21 protein-coding genes and 3 pseudogenes are annotated in these 22,464 nt (G+C 57.5%); 7 read left to right on the top strand and 17 right to left on the bottom strand.

Annotation, left to right across the window (positions count from 1 at the left end; genetic code table 11):
* Nucleotides 1-282 precede the first annotated feature (282 nt).
* Nucleotides 283-1,290: an ABC transporter substrate-binding protein gene (locus JQ575_RS28405; RefSeq protein ID WP_212036516.1), complete on the top strand. Its 1,008-nt coding sequence runs from the start codon at nt 283-285 to the stop codon at nt 1,288-1,290.
* Nucleotides 1,291-1,421: 131 nt separating this feature from the next.
* Here JQ575_RS28405 and JQ575_RS28400 read toward each other — a convergent pair whose 3' ends face one another.
* The 12 genes and pseudogenes from JQ575_RS28400 to JQ575_RS28345 form a co-directional block, all read right to left on the bottom strand.
* Nucleotides 1,422-1,667 (bottom strand): hypothetical protein, encoded by a 246-nt coding sequence (locus JQ575_RS28400; RefSeq protein ID WP_212036515.1) that lies wholly within the window; start codon nt 1,665-1,667, stop codon nt 1,422-1,424.
* On the bottom strand, nt 1,664-1,945 hold the full coding sequence (locus JQ575_RS28395) for a hypothetical protein (RefSeq protein ID WP_212036514.1): 282 nt from the start codon (nt 1,943-1,945) through the stop codon (nt 1,664-1,666). Before JQ575_RS28395 ends, JQ575_RS28400 begins: the two co-directional genes overlap by 4 nt.
* Before the next feature lie 44 nt (nt 1,946-1,989).
* Complete coding sequence (locus tag JQ575_RS28390) at nt 1,990-3,102, bottom strand: phage major capsid protein (RefSeq protein ID WP_212036513.1); 1,113 nt, start codon at nt 3,100-3,102, stop codon at nt 1,990-1,992.
* 33 nt (nt 3,103-3,135) lie between these two features.
* Nucleotides 3,136-3,291, bottom strand: coding sequence for a hypothetical protein (locus JQ575_RS28385; protein ID WP_212036512.1), 156 nt, complete (start codon nt 3,289-3,291; stop codon nt 3,136-3,138).
* A 70-nt stretch (nt 3,292-3,361) separates the two neighbouring features.
* On the bottom strand, nt 3,362-3,781 hold the full coding sequence (locus JQ575_RS28380) for a hypothetical protein (RefSeq protein ID WP_212036511.1): 420 nt from the start codon (nt 3,779-3,781) through the stop codon (nt 3,362-3,364).
* A gap of 434 nt (nt 3,782-4,215) precedes the next feature.
* Nucleotides 4,216-5,154, bottom strand: a complete 939-nt coding sequence (locus JQ575_RS28375; RefSeq protein WP_212036510.1) for a virulence-associated E family protein — start codon at nt 5,152-5,154, stop codon at nt 4,216-4,218.
* Between the two features lie 107 nt (nt 5,155-5,261).
* Nucleotides 5,262-5,420: a hypothetical protein gene (locus JQ575_RS28370; protein ID WP_212036509.1), complete on the bottom strand. Its 159-nt coding sequence runs from the start codon at nt 5,418-5,420 to the stop codon at nt 5,262-5,264.
* Entirely contained in the window at nt 5,420-5,641 is a 222-nt protein-coding gene (locus tag JQ575_RS28365) for a hypothetical protein (RefSeq protein ID WP_212036508.1), read from the bottom strand. Before JQ575_RS28365 ends, JQ575_RS28370 begins: the two co-directional genes overlap by 1 nt.
* Nucleotides 5,642-6,489: 848 nt before the next feature.
* Nucleotides 6,490-8,109, bottom strand: coding sequence for a recombinase family protein (locus JQ575_RS28360; protein ID WP_212036507.1), 1,620 nt, complete (start codon nt 8,107-8,109; stop codon nt 6,490-6,492).
* Nucleotides 8,106-8,615, bottom strand: coding sequence for a DUF2924 domain-containing protein (locus JQ575_RS28355; protein ID WP_212036506.1), 510 nt, complete (start codon nt 8,613-8,615; stop codon nt 8,106-8,108). The genes JQ575_RS28360 and JQ575_RS28355 overlap by 4 nt, the downstream gene beginning before the upstream one ends.
* Before the next feature lie 4 nt (nt 8,616-8,619).
* Nucleotides 8,620-8,961, bottom strand: coding sequence for a DUF3489 domain-containing protein (locus JQ575_RS28350; RefSeq protein ID WP_212036505.1), 342 nt, complete (start codon nt 8,959-8,961; stop codon nt 8,620-8,622).
* A gap of 776 nt (nt 8,962-9,737) precedes the next feature.
* Nucleotides 9,738-10,098, bottom strand: a pseudogene (locus JQ575_RS28345) (transglutaminase-like domain-containing protein); the annotation flags it as partial.
* 180 nt (nt 10,099-10,278) lie between these two features.
* On the opposite strand from JQ575_RS28345, the gene JQ575_RS28340 reads away from it, so the two are divergent.
* Nucleotides 10,279-10,551, top strand: a complete 273-nt coding sequence (locus JQ575_RS28340; RefSeq protein ID WP_212036504.1) for a hypothetical protein — start codon at nt 10,279-10,281, stop codon at nt 10,549-10,551.
* A gap of 1,087 nt (nt 10,552-11,638) precedes the next feature.
* Nucleotides 11,639-11,811 (top strand): annotated as a pseudogene (locus JQ575_RS44980) (PilZ domain-containing protein).
* Between the two features lie 1,687 nt (nt 11,812-13,498).
* Here the strand turns inward: JQ575_RS44980 and JQ575_RS28335 are convergent.
* The 3 genes from JQ575_RS28335 to JQ575_RS28325 all read right to left on the bottom strand — a co-directional run bounded on the left by JQ575_RS28335 (nt 13,499) and on the right by JQ575_RS28325 (nt 15,691).
* On the bottom strand, nt 13,499-14,401 hold the full coding sequence (locus JQ575_RS28335) for a substrate-binding domain-containing protein (RefSeq protein WP_249166945.1): 903 nt from the start codon (nt 14,399-14,401) through the stop codon (nt 13,499-13,501).
* Nucleotides 14,402-14,570: 169 nt separating this feature from the next.
* Nucleotides 14,571-14,744 (bottom strand): hypothetical protein, encoded by a 174-nt coding sequence (locus tag JQ575_RS28330; protein ID WP_212036503.1) that lies wholly within the window; start codon nt 14,742-14,744, stop codon nt 14,571-14,573.
* 179 nt (nt 14,745-14,923) lie between these two features.
* On the bottom strand, nt 14,924-15,691 hold the full coding sequence (locus tag JQ575_RS28325) for an alpha/beta fold hydrolase (protein ID WP_212036502.1): 768 nt from the start codon (nt 15,689-15,691) through the stop codon (nt 14,924-14,926).
* 1,637 nt (nt 15,692-17,328) lie between these two features.
* Between JQ575_RS28325 and JQ575_RS28320 the strand changes: the two genes are divergently transcribed.
* Together JQ575_RS28320 and JQ575_RS28315 are read left to right on the top strand one after the other, a co-directional pair.
* Nucleotides 17,329-17,526 (top strand): hypothetical protein, encoded by a 198-nt coding sequence (locus tag JQ575_RS28320; RefSeq protein WP_212036501.1) that lies wholly within the window; start codon nt 17,329-17,331, stop codon nt 17,524-17,526.
* A gap of 534 nt (nt 17,527-18,060) precedes the next feature.
* Entirely contained in the window at nt 18,061-18,285 is a 225-nt protein-coding gene (locus tag JQ575_RS28315; RefSeq protein WP_212036500.1) for a hypothetical protein, read from the top strand.
* 877 nt (nt 18,286-19,162) lie between these two features.
* Here JQ575_RS28315 and JQ575_RS46590 read toward each other — a convergent pair.
* Nucleotides 19,163-19,267 (bottom strand): annotated as a pseudogene (locus JQ575_RS46590) (DUF6949 family protein); the annotation flags it as partial.
* Between the two features lie 620 nt (nt 19,268-19,887).
* Here JQ575_RS46590 and JQ575_RS28310 point away from each other — a divergent pair.
* Nucleotides 19,888-20,094 (top strand): hypothetical protein, encoded by a 207-nt coding sequence (locus JQ575_RS28310; RefSeq protein ID WP_212036499.1) that lies wholly within the window; start codon nt 19,888-19,890, stop codon nt 20,092-20,094.
* A gap of 406 nt (nt 20,095-20,500) precedes the next feature.
* Here the strand turns inward: JQ575_RS28310 and JQ575_RS28305 are convergent, their stop codons facing one another.
* The gene (locus JQ575_RS28305; protein WP_212036498.1) at nt 20,501-20,638 is read right to left on the bottom strand and encodes a hypothetical protein; all 138 of its coding nucleotides are present in this window, start codon (nt 20,636-20,638) and stop codon (nt 20,501-20,503) included.
* A 960-nt stretch (nt 20,639-21,598) separates the two neighbouring features.
* Here JQ575_RS28305 and JQ575_RS28300 point away from each other — a divergent pair.
* Nucleotides 21,599-21,835, top strand: a complete 237-nt coding sequence (locus JQ575_RS28300) for a DUF6894 family protein (protein WP_212036497.1) — start codon at nt 21,599-21,601, stop codon at nt 21,833-21,835.
* Nucleotides 21,836-22,464: the final 629 nt, after the last annotated feature.

Genomic DNA, 22,464 nt, shown 5'->3' with positions numbered 1-22,464 from the left:
CGCACGATGAACGCGCTAACGACATCAGGGCCTTCGTCGCGCTCGATGAAGCCGAAGCCCCGATCGTCGTTCCAAACTTTGATTATGCCGGTTTACATGGTCCCGCTCGTGGTAGGGCGTGTATTCACAAATCCGAGAACGACTTTTGGCAGTCGGCCAGAACGGCCGTGATCGTGAGCCGGTGTATCCAGTTTAGCACGCCCGCCCTCATTCCGACGTGATAAGATAGCGCAAGTTAAAGCGATGTAACGCTCCCGGCTCAGGAGCCAAGGAGGGGATCAAATGAGGCGCCGCGCGTTCATTGGCGGTCTCGTTTGCACCGCCGCGCTCAGCCGCGCTGAGGCGCAGCAGGCGGGCAAGGTTTACCGCATTGCCATTGCCCATCCGTCGTACCCCGTGTCCGAGATGAACGAGGCGAGCGACCGTCTCCCGTGGTTCCCCGCGTTCTTCGCGGAGCTTCGCCGCCTCGGCTATATCGAAGGCCAAAACCTACGTGTCGAGCGATATTCCGCCGAGGGGCGGACCGCGCAATATGCCGATCTGGCCCGTGAGGTTGTAGGTCGCAGGCCAGACGTGATCCTGTCGGGAAAGAACGAAATGATTTTGTTGCTAAAAGCCGCCACCCTAACCATGCCGATCGTCGGCATTTCGGCCGATCCGGTCGCTGCCGGCATTGCGACGAGCTTGGCGCGGCCTGGTGGTAACATTACGGGAGTCAGTGTCGACGCTGGTCGAGAGGTTTGGGGGAAGCGTCTCGAACTGTTGAAAGAAGCTATCCCTGGCCTCTCCCGCATAGGCTTCCTTGCGGACCACGAGACTTGGGACTCGTGGTACGGGCCGGCCCTTCGGGAGGCTGCGCAACGGCATGGCCTGAACTTTGTTGGGCCGCAGCTTCATGGTTCTCTTCAGGAGCCGGAGTATCGCCGAGTCATCCTGGCGATCGCCGATGCAGGCGCGCAAGCGCTCCTCGCGAGCGATCAGAGCGAGAACATCGCAAACCGCGGGCTTATCTCCGAGCTGGCAACGGCCGCCCGCCTGCCGGCGATGTACGCCTATCCGGAGTTCGTCTCTTCCGGCGGGTTGATGGCCTACGGCATCAAGCTCTCCGAAGCCTATAGAGGCGCGGCCGGGCAAATCGATCAGATTTTGCGCGGAACCAAGCCGGGCGAAATTCCGTACCAGCAAGCGACCAAGTTCCTCTTCGCCATCAACCTCAAAACCGCCAAAACGCTCGGCCTCGAAATCCCGCCAAATGTTCTCGCACGCGCCGATGAGGTCATCGAACAGTGAGGCTCTTTGCTGCGGCGCATGAGTCGGTTATGGCAGGCACAAAGCGGACATTCTAGCCCGGCCCTCGGATGTCCGCTATTGGGGGTAAAGCGCTAAGCCCACGGATGTCCTTGGATTTATGAGTACACGCCCTAGTGGGTATCGACGCCACCGCGCAGCAGCCACGCGCGTAGACGTTTCATTGCTTCGTCGAGCCCATCCAGCGCCGCGGCGCGCTGTTCGTCCAGAATGTCTAAAGCTTGTTCGGTAGTCATGGCACCGCGCGCCACGACGCTGTCAACGAAACGCTGTTCGGATTCCTTGATGATCCGCAATGCAGAGTCCTTGGCTCTCGAGACAACATCATCCACGTTCTTGGTCGCATGATCGATCGTCATTTCGCGTCCTTTCCCGCCTTAACCATCAATTGCCAATCGCTGGAATGCCCTGGCGTGTTTTGCGGATTGTCGGTCAATGCAACCCACGCGCTGCCCGCGTCCGTGACCACGGATCCTCTTCGGTAATCGATCGCGCGTTGGAAAACGCCCAAATATCTGATTCCGCCCTTCTCGAGTTCAACGATACGCGCGTTGAGTGGAGCGATCTTCGCCTCAACATGCTCTTTGATGAGCGGCGCGATCGCTTCCATCAGCCCTTCAATCAATTTTACGTCCATCTGCCCGACTCCGCTTTTAATAAGGCGTTTACGTAGGAGACCCATCAGAACGGTACGCTCGATAGAAACGCAGCGGCGCCGTCTCGCCGGCGCTGCCACCGAATGAAGCGATTCACGCCGATCGCAATAAGATTTCGTTGCCACAGCGACGTCTGCACAGTAGCGCCTGTTGTCGGAGAGTCCGGAGTGTCTACCATTTCGATAGTGCCTTCGGTGCTCGTGCGAAATTCGACTCCGCCTTCGGCAACCAAAATCTCTGCAGCGTCCAACGCGACGATGTTTCGCTGCGCTGGTGAATCTGAGTCGAGAGGCGCGCTATCGCTTACAATCACGGGAATGCCCCAAATTTGGCCGCCCATTGCTCCCATGCTCGGGAATGCGTCGCTGCCGGATTCGTTTTTCAAGCGGCACACCCACAATGCTGTGGAGCGGCGCATTACGATGTACGGTGCCGTAAGGTTTGTACTGAGTGCGCCTAACAGGTCTTCCAGGTCCTGCGTGAATGCGGCAAGCGTCGTGCCGCTCGAGGTGATTTCAGTTGCGCCATTCACGATGCTTGCGGGAGAGGCACCCGTTGCGGCAATGCTCGGATTCAGAAACTGCTCATCGCTGTATTGCGCCATCGCAGCAGCGAGATCATCGCGAATTAGCTCCGGCGCCGCAGGATCAGACGAGCGTGCGAGCTCCTGCGTGATCACAACGATTCCACCGATTTTCGATTTCGTAAACTGCAAACCTTCAAAGCTCATCGCAGAGACAGGCGTCGGTTGATTTTCATCGACCCAACTAACAGCGGTGCCCGATGTTGCGGCGCTGGTACGGACGTTGAAGGGGACCCTGCGGAAACCTTGAATTTTGTCGAGTACCGTTCGCGTTCGGTAATATTCTATAAAACCACGTTCTAACGTATTTTGCGCCACGAGAGGCGCTGCCCATGTGGTGTCAGTCGTAGTGCCGCTGCTGATCGCGGCCTTCTGTCTTGCCACGAAACCTCGGACCGCCTCGAGTTGTCGACTCCTTTGAAAGCGGATTTCGAAGTCCTTTAACGCATCGCTCATATTTTTTTTGTGAGCGCCCGTGAGCGCCGCGAAATGCGCAAATGCCGTCGCCCGATGCGAAATTTCGATATCTGCTGCGGCTCGGATTGCTTGCACCATGTTCTCCTCGCGAATCAATTGCTGGAGACGAATCTAGCGAACGCGCTTAGCAAACCCGGTCACGGGTGACGCCGTGCCGAGCCACCCGTCAATCACGCGCGCCATGGCCTTCGCGACTTCGGCCTTGTTCTCTGCGTCCCATTCGTCGAGGAGCCCGCTGTCGACCAGCACATCAGCTAGCTGACCCAAGGAGACTTCCACCGGCAGTACGGCGCGGCCACACTCCCGCCGCTTACGCGACTTCCGTTGGCGTTCGGCATCAGTTTTGGGCAAATCGTCGGAGCTCTTTGCTGAACTCAGCTTTCAGCGCCGGCAGTGAAATTTTAAGAGCTTCGGCGATGTCGGCGTCGCGTGCGCCAAGCGCGACCATGGCCGACACGAACCGCGAGCCTCGATCCGCCACTTTCTCGATCGAAAACATTTCCATCGCGAGCGCGCTGGCCAGGTCACCCAAGTCGTCGGGGTGCGGCTTATTCGGCCGCCGCATCCAGTGATTTGACGCGGCATAGGCCAAAAGGTCGCCATGACTTAGATTAAACGAGGCAAGAATATCGTCGAGAGATTCACTGCCTTTGAAGTAACTGAGCCCCACCTGATTCCAGTCGATCGTTGCCATTTTCGGCCGGCGGCCTGCGCCCTGCCTGGGCCCACCCCTGCCGATGTTTTTTGATTCCGTCATTGATTTTCGACCTTTCCGTTCGAATAATAGTAGCGAGAAGTGCCCTTAAAACGGGGGTTTCTCTTACTTTGCTTCCCTTTGATTTAGGGGTGAGAGAGTTTCCCCGGAGAGAAAAAATCTCCCGGCGACACCGCATGTGGTGGAGCTGGGTAGTGGTGCGGTGAGACCGCGAGGCCCCCCCGTTTGTTTTCAATGGCGATTGGTGCTGGGCGGGACCACTCGACACGGGCATGGGGTCTGCGCTGGTCGACGCGGCGGGCGTAACCAGTGCAACCGGTTACAATCGAAAGGCTGAAACCCCTTCCCGCGTAATAATAGATAGAGAGAATGAAGTGGTTACAGTGGTTACAGTGGTGGCAAGCTCTGTGTCGCAATGATTTTCGGTGTCACCGGTTTATTCGCGGTAACCGGTTCAAAGTGGTGGCTATTGCCCGTCATTCGGCCAATCGCTTGTACCGCCAAGATTGCTTGCCACCAGTGCGGACCTGTACCCGGCACCATCCGTAGGCCTTCAGGCAGCGTGCAACGCGGTTTTGCTCGACCTGTCCCCAGCGCGAGCGGTCGATGCAGACCGCCTCTGTGAGCACCTCCGCGACCGACACGCTGTTGCGGGGTTCAAGATAGGCGACGATCACGTCCCACCATGGATCGTCTATCAGGCGGTCCCGCTGCTCGCGTTGGGCCTGCTCGACCACTTCAGGCTTGATGAACCACCAAGGCGCGCCGCCCTGATGGAGCCTGTAGGCTTCGGCCCAAAGCTGATCGCGGTCACGGGCCAGGCCGGCGGCATCGATCCGCGTCGCCTTTACAGGCCAGAATCTCCGGTTCCCGGTTTCGTCCTTCAAATAGTTGTCGCCGTTCGTGCTGCCGACGAAGACGCAACTGCGCGGACACTCGATAACTCGCGTTCCGTAGGGTGGTCGGAACCGATCGACCGTTCGCGATATCCATGCCTTGATCCGCCCCGCATCAGCGCGAGAGTAAGCGTCGAGCTCGGCCAATTCGAAACCCCAAACGCCGGACAACTGCATCGCGGCGTCCTTCGAACCAAGGTCTCCGACTTCATCGCAGAAAAACGAACCGAACAGGATCTTTAGCGCCTTGGATTTTCCAATGCCCTGTGGCCCTTCAATGATCGGAACATGATCATGCTTGCAACCGGGATTTAGAACACGCGCGACAGCACCAATCATAAAGCTACTGCCAACATTGGCGACGTAGTTGTCAGGCGCGGCACCGAAATAAGTTGCGAACATTGAGCGCAGCCGCGGCGTTCCGTCCCATTCACTGTTTTCGAGATACTCTTTGACCGGGTGATAGGGTCGCTCTCGAGCAACTAGTTCAACCGCCTGCGCGGTGGTTGGTGGCTTCACAGTTATCCCGGCTCGCTGGATGTACTCGGTCGCTAGCAGATCATCATGCGGAGACCATGGGCGGGGACTGAACGACTCCGGGTCGAAGTCCCAAGGCGCCGCCGATACTAGCATGGTCTTGCGTCGAAAGCCAGCATCACCTGCAGGTCGGGGTCGCCGCGGAGCATGGCGCAGGCATTGGCTAGGCTAGCGTGCGGTGCGCCGCTGCCGTACCGCTGTAGTTCCTTGGTCCAATCAGGCGGTGGCAGGCTGACAATGATGCTCATCATCGCACCTCCGCACCGAGGAAATCGGCCAACGTCAGCGCGCCAGCATCAGCTTGGGCGACGTCTGAGAAGTGGTGCTTGGACAACCAAGGCTGCAGGCCGCCACGGTTCTGGTAGGAAACGACGTACTTCGTGTCGCCCTCGGCCGGGTCGCGGATGCTGGTGACAGATACGGTCCCACCGATTGCGCGGGTGATTTTCTGGTGAGTCATCTGCGTCATCGCTGGCACCGCGCGGGGTACGCCAAGGCCGCGATCGTGGCGGCCGCGGCTGCCGTCAAGGAGTAGAGCCGGACTAGGCGTCGGGCCTGTCGGCTTGCGAGCCCTTGCTGCTCGGCTAGGTCGGTGGCATTATCGATGGTGCTGAAATCAACTTTGCGATCGGGCCTGCCATTTGCCGTGGCGGGCCTTCGCATTTCTGAAGGCTGGGGGCTTGCGCGCGCCTTGCGCGTTGCACCTGCTTCGTTCGCCGTTCGGTCTACCGACGTTCGCAGGCGGTCGGAGGTGTAACGGCTTGAACGAGATGCATTTTCCTGTTCTGAGGCTTCGTTGACATGGTAGGGGTCACAGGTTCGATCCCTGTCGCGCCCACCACCCACACTCGGAGGTTGTGTAGAGCAAGAGACGCTCGCACTACCTCCGTATTATCAAAGACATGTCCGCCGAGTTTATTGTCAAGTGCAGTCTCTGCGCCTGCAATCGAGGCCAAATAGCCGAATTCCGAGGTCTGTCTCTGCAGTGAAAAAATCCGTTCCTGACTCGAGCTCGGAGACTGGTTCGATCTCTGCGTGGGGAGCAGGCAGTTTGATCCACACTGTCCCCACCATCCAGTCGTCCCAAACTGGCGAAACTGTCCGTGCCAGGAAAGAGGCCGTTTCTGCCGGGATTTTCGACGGCGTTGTTCGGTTTTCTCGGTCTCCGGAGAAACCAGCGGTCTCGTGGGCCTATTGTGGACTCCCGTCTCCGCGTTCAAAAATTCCGTTCCCGGCGGCGGGATTCCACACGCCAAGACGCTCGGTGTCCTTCAAAGCCTAGGGCTTTAAGGAAGGCGAAATCGGCCAGCCCGCAACTTATCCTGGCTTCAGTCCGAGGGCTTCAAACTGTCGGCTCCACTCCGCTGGCCCATCACGAAGTCGCTCGACCCCGAGGCCGCGTGGCAAGCGACCTTCGACCGCAGCCCTGACCAAATCCGGCGCGAGAAACGCAAGCGAGATCGTCATATTGACCTGGCGCACGCTGCATTTTTGCCGAGCCCCGATCCGTTGAACGTCGGTTACAGAGCCCGACACGATCTCATCAAGCCAACGACGGCCTCGTGCGATCGCGTTGACCAGTCGTGCCCGTCGCTCGATCCTGGTCGGACGAATTTCATTTGGAGCTACACCGTGCGGGACAAGGATTTGCCGGGACTTCTTGGAAGAAGGCTTCCGCCATGGAATTGATAGTGACAGTCCGGTTGCGGAGTCGACCATTTCCTCTTCGTCTTCGGACCGAAGGCGAACGATCAGGCAATCCTTGTTCACGTCGATGCGCGCGACATGTTCCAGGACGAACTTACGATCTCCAACCTGCGCGGAGCCAGAGGCTGGCTTTTCTTTTTGAGCAATGAGGTATTCATTGAGAGTTTTGATGATGGTTTCTTCGATGTCAGCAGCCGAAATGCGTGAGACCGATCCCACCGATGCGGATTTGGACTCGCCATGGAGGAGTGGCAACGAGACGTAATAGCGATAGCGGATGCCGGCCTTGGTCGCGTGGGTCGGGACCATTCGGTGATTATCGTCGTCGAACAGAAGCCCCGTCAAAAGATGATCACTCGCGTTTCTGATCGTGGATCGAGTGCTCCATTGATCCGTCAGCTTCTGCTGAACTGCATCGAACAATGCACGGTCCATGATCGCCGGCTGCTCGCCGGGCAGGATCTCGTCTTTGTATTTGACCTCGCCGATATAGAAGCGGTTGCGCAATAGATAAAACAGGGAGCCACGGCCGAAAAGGACGCCGCCCCGGGTTGCACCCGTCGCCAGCAGTCGGGCTTTAGAGCGAATGTTCCGCTCGCGAAGGTCCCGCACCAGCGCATTGACACCGCCGAGATCGAGGTAACGCCGGAAGATCAGTCGCACCCGTTCGGCCTCGTCCTCCACGACCGCGATCTTGCCGTCTTTCATCAGGTAGCCGAGGGGGAGGGGACCACCCACCCAGAGTCCCTTTCGCTTGGAGGCGGCAATCTTGTCGCGAATCCGTTCGGAGGTGACCTCCCGCTCGAACTGCGCAAAGGACAGAAGCACGTTTAGCGTCAACCGGCCCATGGAAGTCGTGGTATTGAATTGCTGAGTGACCGAGACGAACGACACCCCGTTCGCATCAAACAGTTCGACGAGCTTCGCGAAGTCCGCCAGCGACCTCGTCAAGCGATCCACCTTGTAGACGACGATCACGTCGATCTTCCGGGATCGAATATCTTCCAGCAACCTTTGCAGATCGGGACGATCGGTCGAGCCACCGGAATAGCCGCCGTCGTCATAGCGCGACCGTATTAGGGTCCAGCCGGCATGGGCCTGGCTCTTGATGTAAGCTGATGCGGCGTCGTATTGGGCATCGAGCGAGTTAAACTCCTGATCAAGACCATGGTCGGTGGAGACGCGGGTGTAGATGGCGCAGCGGACGGGTTTGACCGACTGAGGTCTCACGACGGTGCTCCCAGGACCAACCGGTCTTCTTTATCCCTGAGGCCAAAGAAGCGCGGACCATTCCATTTTGTACCGGTGATCGCGAATGCCACTTTGGAGAGACTGTCGTAGGTCTTGCCATTCCAGGCAAAGCCATCAGCCATCACCATCACCCGTTGTGACCGACGGTCCCATTCCCGGACCAGCACCGTACCCGGTGACAGTTCAGTCCGCTTCTGGTCGAAACTGACAAGGCGCGCGGACATAGCGGCTCCGCTTTCCTTCGGGTCGGTCTGATCCAGCACTTGCATCGTCGCGTGGTCTAAATCGCCGAGGCGTGCGGCCTGAATCCGATAAGCGATAATCGCGAAAAGCAAATGCCGCGGCAGGTGTTCGCCCGGCGGTCTCTGAAATTCGCTCAGCCACCGTGAACGGAGGCCTTTGAGATCGAGACCGCGCAGATGCGCGATCTCGTCTTCGATAGATGCTTTGGTCGAGGTACGACCGTTGCGAAGATTCCTCCGCATCGAGTCACGCCGCCTTCTTCGCTCGCTCTGCCGCGACCGATGATGCCTTTCCATCCCTGATGCGGTAGACACGGCCCTTGTCGGTCTGTTCGGCAATCAGATTGAGGCCGAGCTTTTTGCGTACGACACCCGCGAGAAAGCCACGCACGGAATGCGGCTGCCATTCTGTCGCAGTCATCATGGCGGCAATCGTCGCGCCGGCGGGTCCCCGCAGCATGGCGATGATGCGTGCGTGCTTGGTATCAGGCCGCGCCGCACTCTTAGGAGACCCCGCGGCAGATCGGGCGGGAGTCCTGATTTCGCCAGTTTTCCGCGCGGCTGGCCGCCTGGACTTGCGCTTGGTCATGGTATCCTCTGAAGTTTGCGCGACCCTGTCGGCCGCACCACCTCAGCCCCACCTAGGCAACCGCTGGCAGGGCAAGGACCCCGAAGCGCGCTTTGGCCCGCCCGGTCGCAACAGCAACGCTCCAATCAAACCTCAAAGCCAGTCAATTCTGAGCAAGATAGTTGCTTGATCGGGCTGGAATTCGCTTCCCTATCAACGGTTCGAATCCCCCTTCCTCCGCCAAAGGGTCTGCGAATCTTAGATAGAGAGTCCGCCAGACCGGAATGGGCCGTTATTCCCCGTGCTATTTGGCCGGTCGGGACGTGGAAGGCCACTGAGAGAGTCCGCGGGCGGCGAATGTGCCTCCTATATCGAGCCAAATCTCAGGATGGCCAACCGGCAGTGGCTTTCTGTTCGGTTTGGAAGATGAAGTTCGATCCCTTCGCTCAACCAGAGAGAGTGTACTCATGTTGGTTAAAAGTACCGCATTTTATAGGCTTTTTGTGCGACTGTCTAAAGTCTCCGGTCTTCAGAGGCCGGTGCGCGAACAGCCAGACTATGATCTCACAGCATCGCGCCGCGGTGGGCGGGTGAGGTCGGGCCCGTCGCGCGTGAAGGCAGTATTGGTCGCGCCCGTAATGCCTAGGGATTACCCGTATCGGCGATCCAGGTGCGGATTATATCGAGCAGCTTGCGCGGCAGCTTCTTGATCCGCGTAAAGACGGTCTGAGACAAATGCCGGCGCCCGATGACGGCGAGATACGCTCGCGGTTTTAATCTCGGCATCTCGGAGGGCATCAAACGGCTGCCACTAGTCTCGTGTCCTGCTCGACGCCCTTGATCTCGTCGGTGATTACCTTGAACCGGACCACTTGGAGGAACCAAAGGAGGTTGAAAAGCACATCGGCAGCGTCACGCCCCTTTGCAATCACGATACGCCCAATCCGTGGGTGATTGTGCCTGGCGTCGAAAGTGAACCAGCGACCATCGAGGAAAACTCGTACCAGGCACTGAAATCCATCGGGGCCCGGATCAATGTCACGAGGTAGCCGGTGCAATACCGGGCCGGAATATTCATGCAACGGGAAGGCGTCACCGCGAGATGGGCGAAGTCTCTGCATACCCGCGGCGTTCCTCGTGCCCTTCCGAGTCCGGTCGGCTCGTGCATGAGGATAACTGCAACCACGACACGGGCCACGAATACCAAACGTAGGTCGGCACTGGCCGACCTACGTTCAGCTTTCCGAGCGGTATTTTTTCTGAATTTCAATGAGAGTTAGGAACGGGAAGTTACGGGCGCTGTTGTCGCAGCGTTAACCTCTTATCTAAGGAAATCCTATGAAGAAGATTCTCATCGCGACTGCTTTGACTTTGATGTGTAGTTCGGCGTTTGCGCAGAGCACGGGCGCCCCAGCTGCAGGCCAGTCAGATATGAATAAGCCCGGCATGACCAAGCCGGAAACCAGCATGAACAAAAACTCCGGTACCACCGGCACAGGCATGCAGAAGGATGGCATGACCAAGGACGGTATGGCCAAGGACAGCATGAACCAGGGCGGTGCCTCGAAGGATGGCATGGGTCAGATGAATAAAGGCGGCACCTCAAAGTAATAGCGTAGCAATCAACCACGTTGCGACCCAATTCGCGACGTGGTTTCGCTATAGAGAACCGTCATGCGTGTGCGCGGCGAAGTTTCGGTTTTTCGCACTTGAAGCTCGCCGGTGACGGATTCTAAAGTCCCGGCCAACGGCCCCATCGTGGGGGCGACCATATTGATGGAACCGCCGGCCGGCGTCGGTGGTGCGGCGCACCTACCGATATTAGAGATACGGCAGAGTTTCCAAGAATTTTCAGTCAATGGCATTAAGTTGTCGTCATGTTCGTGTTCACCGCTGCTATGGACTCCAAATTCCCCGCGCGCTTCCTACCTTTCGATCATTGTTTGTTTCGTAGAGTTATTGCCATGAGTAACCCCGAGGTTCGATATCGTCGCCTCGCCCTAGCCGAACTAGATCATGAGAAAGTGAAAGTCAGGCGGCTTCAGCTCGCTGAAAAGGCATAACGGCAGATTGGCGACCGTGACCGCCCGAGGCCCCTTCGGTTCTAGGCTCTGTGATCCGTCCGGCCACGTAAGCCTCTATGGATGGTGGGTAAGAAAATCCCTGACTCCGTACGAACCGGAACTAACGTGCCTCAAAGCCTTTGTTCTACATGGCTAAGCTTTTGCGAAAACCAGTTGTCATTGCGATCATTGTGGCAGTGCTGGGTATCGCTACCCTGCTCCTGGTAAACCACACCACCCTTATCGTTGATCTGCGACCGCGGCAGACGCCTCCCGGCACAACCTTCAATGCCGCGAAGGAAGCGGGCGCAGACGTCGCTCCCACCATCCCCGAATCCGCGATCAAGCCAACGCCGCCGGGCCCCACGCCCGTGCAGCCGGGCGGCCCCCCAAAATAGCGTGCGGGTGCTGGCGAGGAGTGTGATGTAGTCACGCGCCTTCACACTATCCCCTCATTGACCAGTCACGGAATGGCACTTGCTCGTCGAGGATCGCGAACTCGAACCTCGCTGAGACACCAAGAGGCCGCTTTGGCGGTCCCTTTGTATGAAGCCTCGTGGCCAATCAACGATGGATATTGTAAAGCGGTTTAGAGCGAACATGCGTCGCGTAAGCGCTTCTTCAAAGCTGGAACCATTGAGTCGGCGGCGGGGCGATAGACTGCACAGTTCGCAACTTGTCGGAGACGGGTGCGGCTCTTTCGGTTGCGAGCCCGGTCGGCATCCCATCTGAATTCAAATTGATCGTCGATTCGGATCATGTAAATGTTTGGCGGAAAGAAAACAAAATCGACATTACTTTCGCCTAGTGGACGCCTAAGCCTCAAGCGCGCCGTGTATCGAGAGCATCAACAACACCCCAACAACACCCCAACAACACCCCGGCCAGCGCTGCTAGCGCGAGCGCCCACCCGGGTAAATTCCCTTCAAATTGGGACCCCGTTGGAATTCTTCGCCAATGAGCCATGTCGGCCTCCTGTACTGCGAAACAATCGCTGCCGGAACAAAGGGTTCCAAAGCCGAGTGCTCAAAGACGCCCCCAGCCTCCGGGAAGAGTACACTGAGGCCGCTTTTGCTGCCGGGCAATGGTGACAGGCAGTGCGATCATAAACCTCGTCCAGCCCGTCGGAGCGGCTGGTTCGCGCGGACGAACGAGCCTAGTTCCGTCCGACTAACTGCAATGGATGCCGCTGTTTCGCCAGCAGGAGCGTTTCGGATAGTAAACCCGACACGTAACTAGTGAAGCAAAATGCCAGCCACAAAAGCGGAGCTGAACAGGTATTTCGAGATGATCAACCGGCGAGTGCCGACCAGGGTCTCTCAGTTCATTCGCTGGTTGCGCAAACCGTCGTCATTCGCCGCTCGACTGGCGGTCGCTTTACTGCTTATTCTAGGTGGCATCTTTAGCTTCTTACCCGTGCTGGGAATCTGGATGCTACCCCTTGGGCTCCTGTTAGTTGCTCGGGATGTCCCGCTTTTGCAAAGTCCCCTAGTTAGAGCTCTGGCGTGGACCGAGACTCAATGGGAGCGCCTAAGACTGAGATGGCGGAAATTTCGAGGCAACTCAACCGATCGGCAGGACGAAGAGCGATAGCGGGGTGAAGATGGTCATTAAAAACGAGGATAGGTGGGGTACAAATGGGCGGCGAACTTTATGTGCCGATGAAAAGAAACTTGAGCTAAGAAAATAAAAACGACCCCAGTAGCAGGGCAGCGACCGGGGCCGTCTCTTTACATCGGATGCACTGTGGGGACGTTGCATCCGGCAGTGCAGAATCAAGCAATCGGGGTAGCAATCGTTCCATTGTTAAGAAGCATTGCAGCGGGTGGTCCCGTTCGGCTCGCCCTCATTTGTTGCTTATGAGCTGGTCTATCTGCAGGTCTCTGGCCGCGTCGCTGCTTATGGAAAGTCGGAGGATACGATCCTCGGTTGAAATCTCCACCAAACCCACCGAAGGTTCACCCGGAGAGTTCCGTACTGCCGTTTCCAAAATATGCAAAGGAACGTTGGTACGAACGATTCATGGAGCCCTCCTCTGAGACTGCCCACTGCTACATGCGATCCCTTGGTCGACTTGTAATGAAGCTCCCGCGGTTGTTGGGGCTGGCCTAACCGCTAACGCAACATCAAATGCTAGGTATGTCACCTATCGAGTGGCTGCCGATTGGAAATCTTGGGTCGCTCGTTCACTTGAACGTATCTGTGCCGAAAGCGGGAATGAATTAATGACGATCAGGACTTCAATAGAAACTACGCCAGAGTGCCAGAAGAATTTCTAATGGCCGACTCGAAGGATGGGCCGCACTGGAAAGCGTAAAAAGGGGGGGCTTCATAGTGGCGCCAGCACCGTTGCCGAAGGTTGTCGGGACCAACGTAGCCGCACAGTAAATTTCACCGAAACCTATACATTCGACGATGGTCACCGCGATAATCTCAATGGCTGATCCGAAAAGAGTCTGCGGACCGATATACACCCTGACCTCGGGCTTCCAATCTTATCTCCGCTCGGAAGACCAAGGAAAATTGACGTATTGATCGCGAGAGTCGTAGCAAATGTTTCCGTACATTTTGAGGTAGGCATCGCGACGCGCCGGGTCGTTGTAAACCGCGCCGGGATTCGCCAGATCACTTTCGTATTGAGAGATATTGCTCAATGTCAGCGGGCTCGGAAGGATATCCATCGCCTGCGGAATGCTCCGCCCCTCGAGCCAATCCGCCGCATGCTGACCCATCGCGTAACCAAAAATAGATGACGCCAGGCTGATACTTATCTTGTAAGGACCGCTCTGCTTGATTTCATCGACCGCTTCCGGCTCTCCATCGATGCCGCCAAAAAACTGATCGGGGCGCATCTTCCCGGCCTGCCTGACAGCAGCCAAAGCGCCGAGAACAACGGTGTCTGCGCCAAGGACGACATCAATGTCCGGATGGGCGAGCATTATCGTCTGCATCATGGACAACCCGCCTTCCTTGTTGACCGTGATGGGCGAGATATCGGCAACGATAGCCACGCGAGGCATAGCCTTGAGGGAATCGCGCATGGCGACAAACCGTGGCGCAAGGAACTGCAGGCTGTCGTGCGTCAGCAAGACGACGTTCGCCTTCCCTTTCAATCTATCCCCTACGAACTTAAAGGCCTCGCTGGCAGGAACGATATCGGTGACCCGTGTCCCGCGCACCTCGACGGATTTATAGCGTGAGAGTTCCTCCAGCGCCTCGTCGAGGAAATCTGACGGCGACCGCCCTTCCCCTCCGAGCAGGCCGTGGATGGCGTGCGAGCTTAGATTCCTCTGGCGGCCCTCATCGCAGAGCAGCGCCTTGCGGTGGCACCTTCCCAGGATGAGCGCGGCACTTAGTCCAGCGGGTCCGCCGCCGACGATGAGAACCTCGAATTGCATTAACAGGCCTTTCGTTGCTGGCTTTGCTTCCCTTATCGCTGTCGGAATTAGCAGTCGGGAAGAGGAGTATGCCGCGCGCAAAAAACGGCAGCTCAATGGACCGAACTGACGCTCGATGAGCGCCGCGAGCGGCGACGGCCCTATGGCAATCGCTCATTAAAGCCCATTACTATGCTGGCACTTCCGTCGCTGTGACTTGAAGGCCAGCATCCCTAAGGGCTCCAAGGATGCGCTTCGCAATTATTTTGGCCTCCTCAGAATCTACCTTGAGCTCGGGATGGTTGCTAAAGCTATCGAGTATCGCCATGGCGATGATCGCGTTTATTTGATGCTCGTCGGTCATACTGCTCCCACTCCGAATTGACCTGGCCTAAGTTAGCGACGCGAAAAACCGCAGAGCAAGGTAGGCGACGACCGCTGTAACGAACGTGATGCCAATCGCGACGGCGACGCTTCTAACAATATGTCCCCAATTCATACGTCTGCTTCCAGGGATGCCCTGAGATTTCGCTCAGGTGCTCCTCATTTCTCGCCCAGCGAGGGATCGGGGAAGATAAGGCTTCGCAAGCCACTGCGATCGAAGCGTTTCCACGCTCCCTCCGGCTGGGCCAATCTGTCGGCAATCGCGTAGACGGCGGCTGGATTTACGGCCAGCCCGCAATGGCTTCCTTCCACCTCAATGCTTTCTGACTGAGCGGAGGTTTGCTCTACACAACCCTGCCACGCGCAAACTCCGTCCGTGCGGCTATAAATCGCTGTCGTAGGAACTGGTGGCGCAACCGCAACATCCTGCGCGTCGTCGACGGATTGACCGCTGGCGAACTCATAAACTCGCCACGCATTTGTGGATTTGGGGCTGCCGCCGAATGGACTTCCCAGCGAAATCACCGAACGAACGCGATCCGGCAACAACTTTGCCAGTTCCCGCGCATAGATTCCGCCAAGGCTCCAACCGACTATGCTGATTTTTCCACCGTGCAGGTCGCTAAGTTCACGCACCAAATCGAGCAGGCGATCCTGGACGCCTTCACGAAGACCTCGGTTTAGCCCCTGCCCCCAGCCACTAACCCTGTAGCCACGGCCTTCCAAAAATTTGCGCAGCAGTAATGTCGAGTCGTCACCAGCCATGAGGCCGGGTAGCACCAACACCGGATGGCCGTCCCCCTTTGGGACCAGGTTTAAAATCGGAAGCGCAACCAGAAAAGCCCCGAATTCGGTGAGAGCGCGCCGCCCTTCAAGCATCATAAGAATCTTAGATGGCGGACGAAACGACTGAGTTGCAGCTGGCATTTTGTTCCTTGTTGCGTTGCACAAGGAGAACCTGTTGAACCAGCCGTTGTTCCAATCCGCGCCCTGCAAAATTGCACACGGGGAGAGCTAAATTTGTCTAGATCCACATAAACGCAGGGACTGATAGGAACGGAACGGATCCTCGAATGTTGCACTGCATCATAGAGGACTTTCATATGTCGAAGATCGAAAAAACTCGTACGCCGGACCACGCCGCGCCATCGTTCCCGCCATCTATTCCTTTTTCGTTCAGTTGGGGCTCAGGATTGGAAAGCCCTCGGAGCCCCCACTGCATGAAAAATTCGGTCCGCCATCAGCGAGAATTCGCCAAGACGCGCCTGATTGCGAATGCGATAGCTTCGGGGAAACTCCTCGTTGCCTTGTCGTGGTCGACGATGATGGAAACGAGCTCTGTAGAGTATAATCGCCACAGCACCCTGAATTAGGTCAATTCAGTCGGCTTATTCGGAACTCCAGCTTGGCAAGCATTACAAGCTCGTCTCTGACCCAAATCGTGATCTGCGATACCGTCTGACCAGACTGCATCAAATCCCGCCCCAAGTTGCAAAGTGCCAAGCCGGCTTCCACACGAGCGGCATGGCTGGAAAGCGCTCGCCTTTCTCATCAACAGAACGCGGCGTAACAGAACGCGGCGGGTCCCCTATCTGAATGTCAAAAAAATATAGACCCATGCAAGGCAAGACCTCGACCCGGGAATTCGTTCCGGCGCTTGCCTCCGTTGGGAACGGCGGCCGACGTCTGGAATTAACCCCAGGTCGTATGGAGGGAGGAGATGATCGCCGGCTGCTTGTATTACGAGACAGCGGCAGATCTTATCTTTCGATTGGCCATGGGACGCTCGGCCTCTGCGATTAGAGGTCGTCCGTGTATTGTCCGGCCCGGGCGAGATCCACCTTACACTCGCTAAAAACCGATGCGTAGCGCCGCGTTCGAGCCCTGTATAAGTTCACTTTTGAACATTTATCGGACCGCGAACGCGCAAACGGCCCCAGCGCAATGTGCAACGCTGCAGGCCGCCAACCCAGTGGGGGTTTTCTCCCGGTCTAAGGTTGAGGAGTCTACCCGGGAGCGCAGAGTCGATTCCTAAGGCGCCGGATCGTTCCTAACCTCAAGAAGAAAGCCCCGCCTGTTAGGGCGCGAGGCGGCATAATCGCTTCGCATTTCCAGCATGCCCGCCTATGTATCCCGCCTGCGTTTAGATGGCGACGCGGTGCTGCTTGGTGTTGACGGGATCTCCCACTTCGACGTCCTGCACAGCGTTAGCTAAGGGCCTTTGGTCATATTAATTTTTCCATCTCCTGACGGGTGATTTGGTTCAAACTGGCTCCTGTCCAAATAATCGTGATAGCTGGACCATCGGAAAATCTCGGCACTGCAATTCCAGCATTTGAAGATCCCAAGTCGGCTGGGCGAACGCTGCTCCTGCACCGGTGCGGCTCTTCGCGTGATTACAAATTGTACTTGTCGCTTCACTCCTCTGCAGGTAACTTCCGACTATCGGACAGTGGCCGAGGACACATTTTTAATTTCGGTCCCTGCGTGAAGACCTGGTCATTTTACCAGGTGGAAGCATTGCATTTTGGCCAAGACGGTTTTGCTTCGAAAGAATTTTAAAAATGGATTACGAAACCAAGAGATTGGTTGTCGGCACTCGCTTTAAGATGAGTGAACTCGGAGCCGCTCGATGCCCGGATCTGGCCGGGCAGACAGGGATCGTTGTTGAGGTTAGCCAAAGCAACACCGGCGTTACCGTGTTGTTCGGCGGAGCCAACAGACCAACGGCATTGCACAGGGATTTTATCACCCCAATTTAGCGGTAACGCATCCTGCGTGGCCTTACGCGAAGATCATAAAGCCAAGGAACGCCACCAAGACGGCCAGACAGATCATCCCGAGTCGGAAGTACAGGGTGCTGCGATCCATGGCGTGCCCGGCTAAGTTTCATTTGGCGTCTATTTCCGAACCAGCCGCGCGACCCGCCGGTGGTCGTGAGACCAAATCTCGATGGTCGGATGGTCTTCAAGATATTGGCGGGCCTCCCGCTCCGCGGTTTGCGAGTCGGTAGCGGCGAGGTCATAACGGGCCAGCGCCATCCCGCTAAGGTCGAGCGCGTAGGCAACAAATTTCCTGATGGCTGGGCCGCTCCTTGGCATGCGAAAAGCCCGGCAACATGCCGGGCGGAACGCAAGTATTACGCAGCTAAAAAGCAATGGATCTAGTTGAGCGCGTCCGTTTCCGGGCCGTCTGTTCACTTTTGAACCCTACGCGTAAGGCGCCTTATCGCTTGCGCGCCCACACTGGTTGCGGAAAACTGCGGCTGGTCGAGATCTTGGCTGAAGGCTAAGAAAATGACGAAGACACCGGGCAAAGCTGAACCACAGAAGCCGATCAGCAAAGCCGAGCGCGAAGCGCGTAAGGCATTCCGCCAAGTCGACGCCGAAAAGGCAATGACCGAGCACGAGATCGCGCAAAAGGCGTTCTCAAAAAACCGCGAGCGTCTCAAGGCCGAGCGGCTGGAGCGCGAGGCTGCAGCGCCACCGCCCACAAAAGCCCAACCCAAGGCGAAGAAATGACAGATCCGAGTCCAGCGAGACGGCGTTGGACCTCCGAAGAGGAGCAGAAGCTTGATGAGCTTCTCGATGCCGGAAAGGAAGCCGCCGAGATAGCAGTTAAACTGAATCGAACACGCCAAGCTGTCTATGCTCGATTGCAACGGCGGTACAGAAAGCGAGCAAAGCAGTTCGGCTTGTCCAACTCCGGCTGAAGATACAGCGCAATCCCGAGTATGCCGACAGATACGAACCCTAGCGCTGAGTCGTTTGGCTAGACGCCGCGAGCGCGCTTAATGGGTCATGCCCTCCCTTACACGCCGCCCCCACCCCGAACGCTCCGACTGCCGGTCAAGGCCAGCAATGGAGATGGGACGTCGGCTTCTACCCGGCAACACATCGCGGTCGGCCATGCAGCAAGTTTCGACGAGGCGCGGGCCGGCTTCGAGGCTGCCTGGAAAGAATACCTGCCTCGATGCACCGAGGCCGACTTCATCGAACATCGCCGCCAGCGAGCGCGTGGACAGCATGGAAATACGCTATGTAAAAAGCCGGCCTCCCGCTGGCCGACGCAACCCGTGGACAGGCGCGGTGCTTCTGTGGCGCAGCAATCGGCACAGCGGTAACCGACCGGCATATTCACGAAGCACACGTGGATTCGTAGCCCCCATGAAGTTCAGCACCGACCGCCCATTCGCCGATCCGGAGGCCCGCCGCACGCAAACTGATTGACCTCGATCTCGCGATCTCGCGCGGCTAGCTGTGCCTGCACGAGAGAGGCACCTATGTGAGGTTCACGCCGGCCGGCGTCGAGCTGTTCGCATAGGAACATTCGCGTGACAGGGCAACCGGACACCGTGCGGCCATCATGTTGGAACTAGTCGCGTCGGCAACCGCGCGTTCATGCGAACAGACCTGCGGCCCGCAGCGTCATCAGGAAGAACGTGCCGGACATCAGGCTCCAGAAGCCCGCGAGCACGGTCGCCATCATCACGACCGCGAAGCGGCCGCGCCTACGTCGATACGAGCAAGCAGGTCGGAGATATCAACCATCTGCAGGTATTCGCGAGCGAGGCCGCAGCCGAGGCCTGGTTTCTAGATCACGATCCCGAGGGCGTAGCCTTCGAATATCCTGTCAAAGATAACGGTTCGAAACCGGCGCTCCCCTGATGGAGCGGCGCAAACGGCCCCGGTGCGGGAGAACGCCACACTGCATCAAAGGCCAACCCAATGGGGGTTTTCTCCCGGTCGGGGCACAAGGGGGCTTCTCACCCGGGAGCGACGATTCGATTCTGACGCAGGAAATCGTTCCTGAACCCATCCCTTTGCCTTTCGTCGCATACTCGAAAGTCTGGTACCGGACAGACTCCGACGGCTTTCAGCATCATATTTCAACACCACCGAGGTGATGGGAAGCGCTCTGGAGCGCGCCATGCAGCGACGCCGTATTAAACAAGATACCCCACTAGATCAGCGCCTGGTAGAACAGGCAAAGCGCCTGCGGGTTGAGGCCCGTGGCATCCCGCTTGGGATTGAGCGTGAGAGGCTCATCCGCAGGGCGCGGGAGGCCGAGACCGCCGCGCGCATGCAGGAATCGCTTAGGTCACCTGAATCGCAGCCGCCCAAATGAACGAATACCGCACCTACGTGATAGGTGACGACGGTCATATCAAAAGCTCGCGTGCCTTCGTATGTGAGAACGATGCCGACGCAATCGTGTGGGCTAAGCAGCTGGTAGACGGCCAGGATATCGAACTCTGGAGCCGCGACCGGCTCGTCAAACGTTTAAGCTCCACTACCAAGCCGCAGGCGGTCTCCCAGCCGAAGGAGTAAGCCGCTCAGTTTGCGGCGGCTATCCGCTCGGGACCCTTCTCAACACCATGCGGAAGACAAACCTCGCCCGGCTGCTCGCGCGGTGTGTGGACTGCATCTTCATTTCCGACTTCGAGCGCGGCGAGATCGGGCCAGAGCTATATTCCGGCACGCCTGCAATCTTGATCGACCATACCGCCCTGGCCGGTCACCGAACTCGGTGATGATCAAAAACCCCGCCTGTCCCGCCATGCTGCGGGCAAGGGAAGGCACTTGGTAGCAAGGGGGGGCGCGCAATGTGGGCAGCATCGTTGGTGGTGAGACGGCTCACCAAACAGACCGCGACCCTCATGCGGCGGCTGCTCATAACGGTGCACAAAGGAATTGGCCCAGCGCGGGGGCGGGCTGGAGCCATGGGGCTCGTTAGTTAGCGACGAGCGCGATGCGCAGTCAAATCGACGACCTGCGGCGCGCTGTCGCCGCGCAGTTTCTCAACAAACCAAAATGCCCAAATGGCTACAAACGAGCAAACGAATATCAGTGCGCAGAAAAGAAATACATTCATGGGGTCCTCCAAGACTGCGCTTGCTTTGTTTCGATTTACGCGCAGCAACCCTGAACTAAATGCTTTAGGCATCGAAGGTTCCCCAACCCGCGTTTGCGAGGCGTCGCCGCGTTCTGCGACCATTTGATAGGTCAAAAGTGTGCTCCCGGTCTTTCTATACATATGACTAAGACCACACGGGCGTTACGCCGCATGGCCTTTAGCCGGGACTGTCCCGCTCCTCGCGTGATTCCGTCGCCATTAAAACCACGACTCCTACAAGCCGTCCCCTCGGCGGGTGCTGCAAATTGTAGAGCACTGACCCTTATTTCGCATTGAACCACTTCACCGTACCCTGTCGCCACATCCGTTTAGCCCGCGGGTCCGGGCTGTTTAGCCAGTCGGATCTAGAGCCGATGGATTTGTCTCCGGTGCTGGTACTCGGCGCAGCGAAATGCCGAGTTCGTGCGCCTTCGTATAAACAGAAGAAACCCCGCGGCCTAAGTCCCGAGCGATTTGATCTGCGGGATATTTCTTTGCCATGGTGTTGAGCTTTGAAACATCTTCATCTGTCCAGCGCGTCCAAGGTCGAGGCATTGGTCCAGTCCTCCTAATTGATCCCAAGCCAAAATGGGGAAATTCAGGAAAAGTTCCGTCGTGGGGACGTCAGGGCAGCGCCATTTTCTGAACGATTTGCTCCGGTGCTCCAGCCCAAACAAATAAAGCCCCGCTGGTAGCAGCAAGCTCATAGCTGGCCAGCGCGACCCCCGCTCCGATCGCCCGCGTAGGCAATTAACTTCCTGATTGGCTGCGCTGCTCCCTGGGCCAACGAACGCTGAAAAGGCAAAGAAATCAAATTCGAAGGGTTCACAAGTGAACAGACCGGCCAGGAACAGCGCGCTTAATTAAGTTCATTGCGTTTTAGCTGTGTAAGACTTGCAAGCGACCCGATAGCGCTCCCGCCGAACCGGAGAGTGCGCGATGATCCGCTACTACTTCGACATCGTCATAGATGATGATGTAACGGTCGATGAAGAGGGTGAACTCTTTCTTGATATAGGGTCGGCTCGACACGAGGCTTCCCGAACGTTAGCTGAAATTGCGCGCGACGATCTGCGCTTAGAGCGGACAATCGCAAACTTGTCGATAATAGTGCGAACCGCTAAGGGCCCAGTTTGCGAGGTTATCTTTCAGTGGGACCCGAAGTCTCTGCAGTGAAGCGCCCGACGCGAAGCTTGCGAACCTTCTTAATTTCTCGTTGTGCTCGTTTGCCTCTCCGCTATTGCGCAGCGATTGATGGTGCTTACCCCCGCGGCGCGTGGTGCTTGCCGCGCATGAGGGCATGATCATGGAAGGCCCCCTGACCGCCTGCCGGCATCGCGATTGAGCGCTGCCAGATAGCTGCGGCGGCTCTTTTACTTGAACCTCGTCTTGATCGCCTGCCAGAACGATAGGCCTTCCCGGTGTTGATGCTCAACGGTAGGCGCCGGCTGAGTGGCGCTGATCGGGCCGGAGGCTGGAGGGTATCGATCAAACCCGCTTCCAATCGCGCATGCATCTCCAGGTCGAGCCTCTCGGCTTCCCGGCGATCATGCTTTCCAACCGGAGTGAGAGTTGCTTTCTGAGCCATGCTTACCTCCCTCGTCCCATAAGCCAACGGGTCCAGATTGGGCTCGTTCCATGGCGCGCAGCGAAAAAAGAAAGCTTACCGTTCCGCTTCCTGATGCATCCACTTGCCACGACGCGCTGTGGCTCTCCGCCCTCCCGATCCCCAAGATGTTGAAAATTTGCGTTAGCGCCCCGGGGGCGTTTCGATGAGCGATGCCTTGGCGTCGAAAACCAGACTC

This window comes from Bradyrhizobium sp. JYMT SZCCT0428, from assembly GCF_018131075.1.
GTDB lineage: Bacteria > Pseudomonadota > Alphaproteobacteria > Rhizobiales > Xanthobacteraceae > Bradyrhizobium.
Note: the sequence above shows the minus strand (reverse complement) of the source record. Positions and strands in the feature narration are given on the sequence as shown.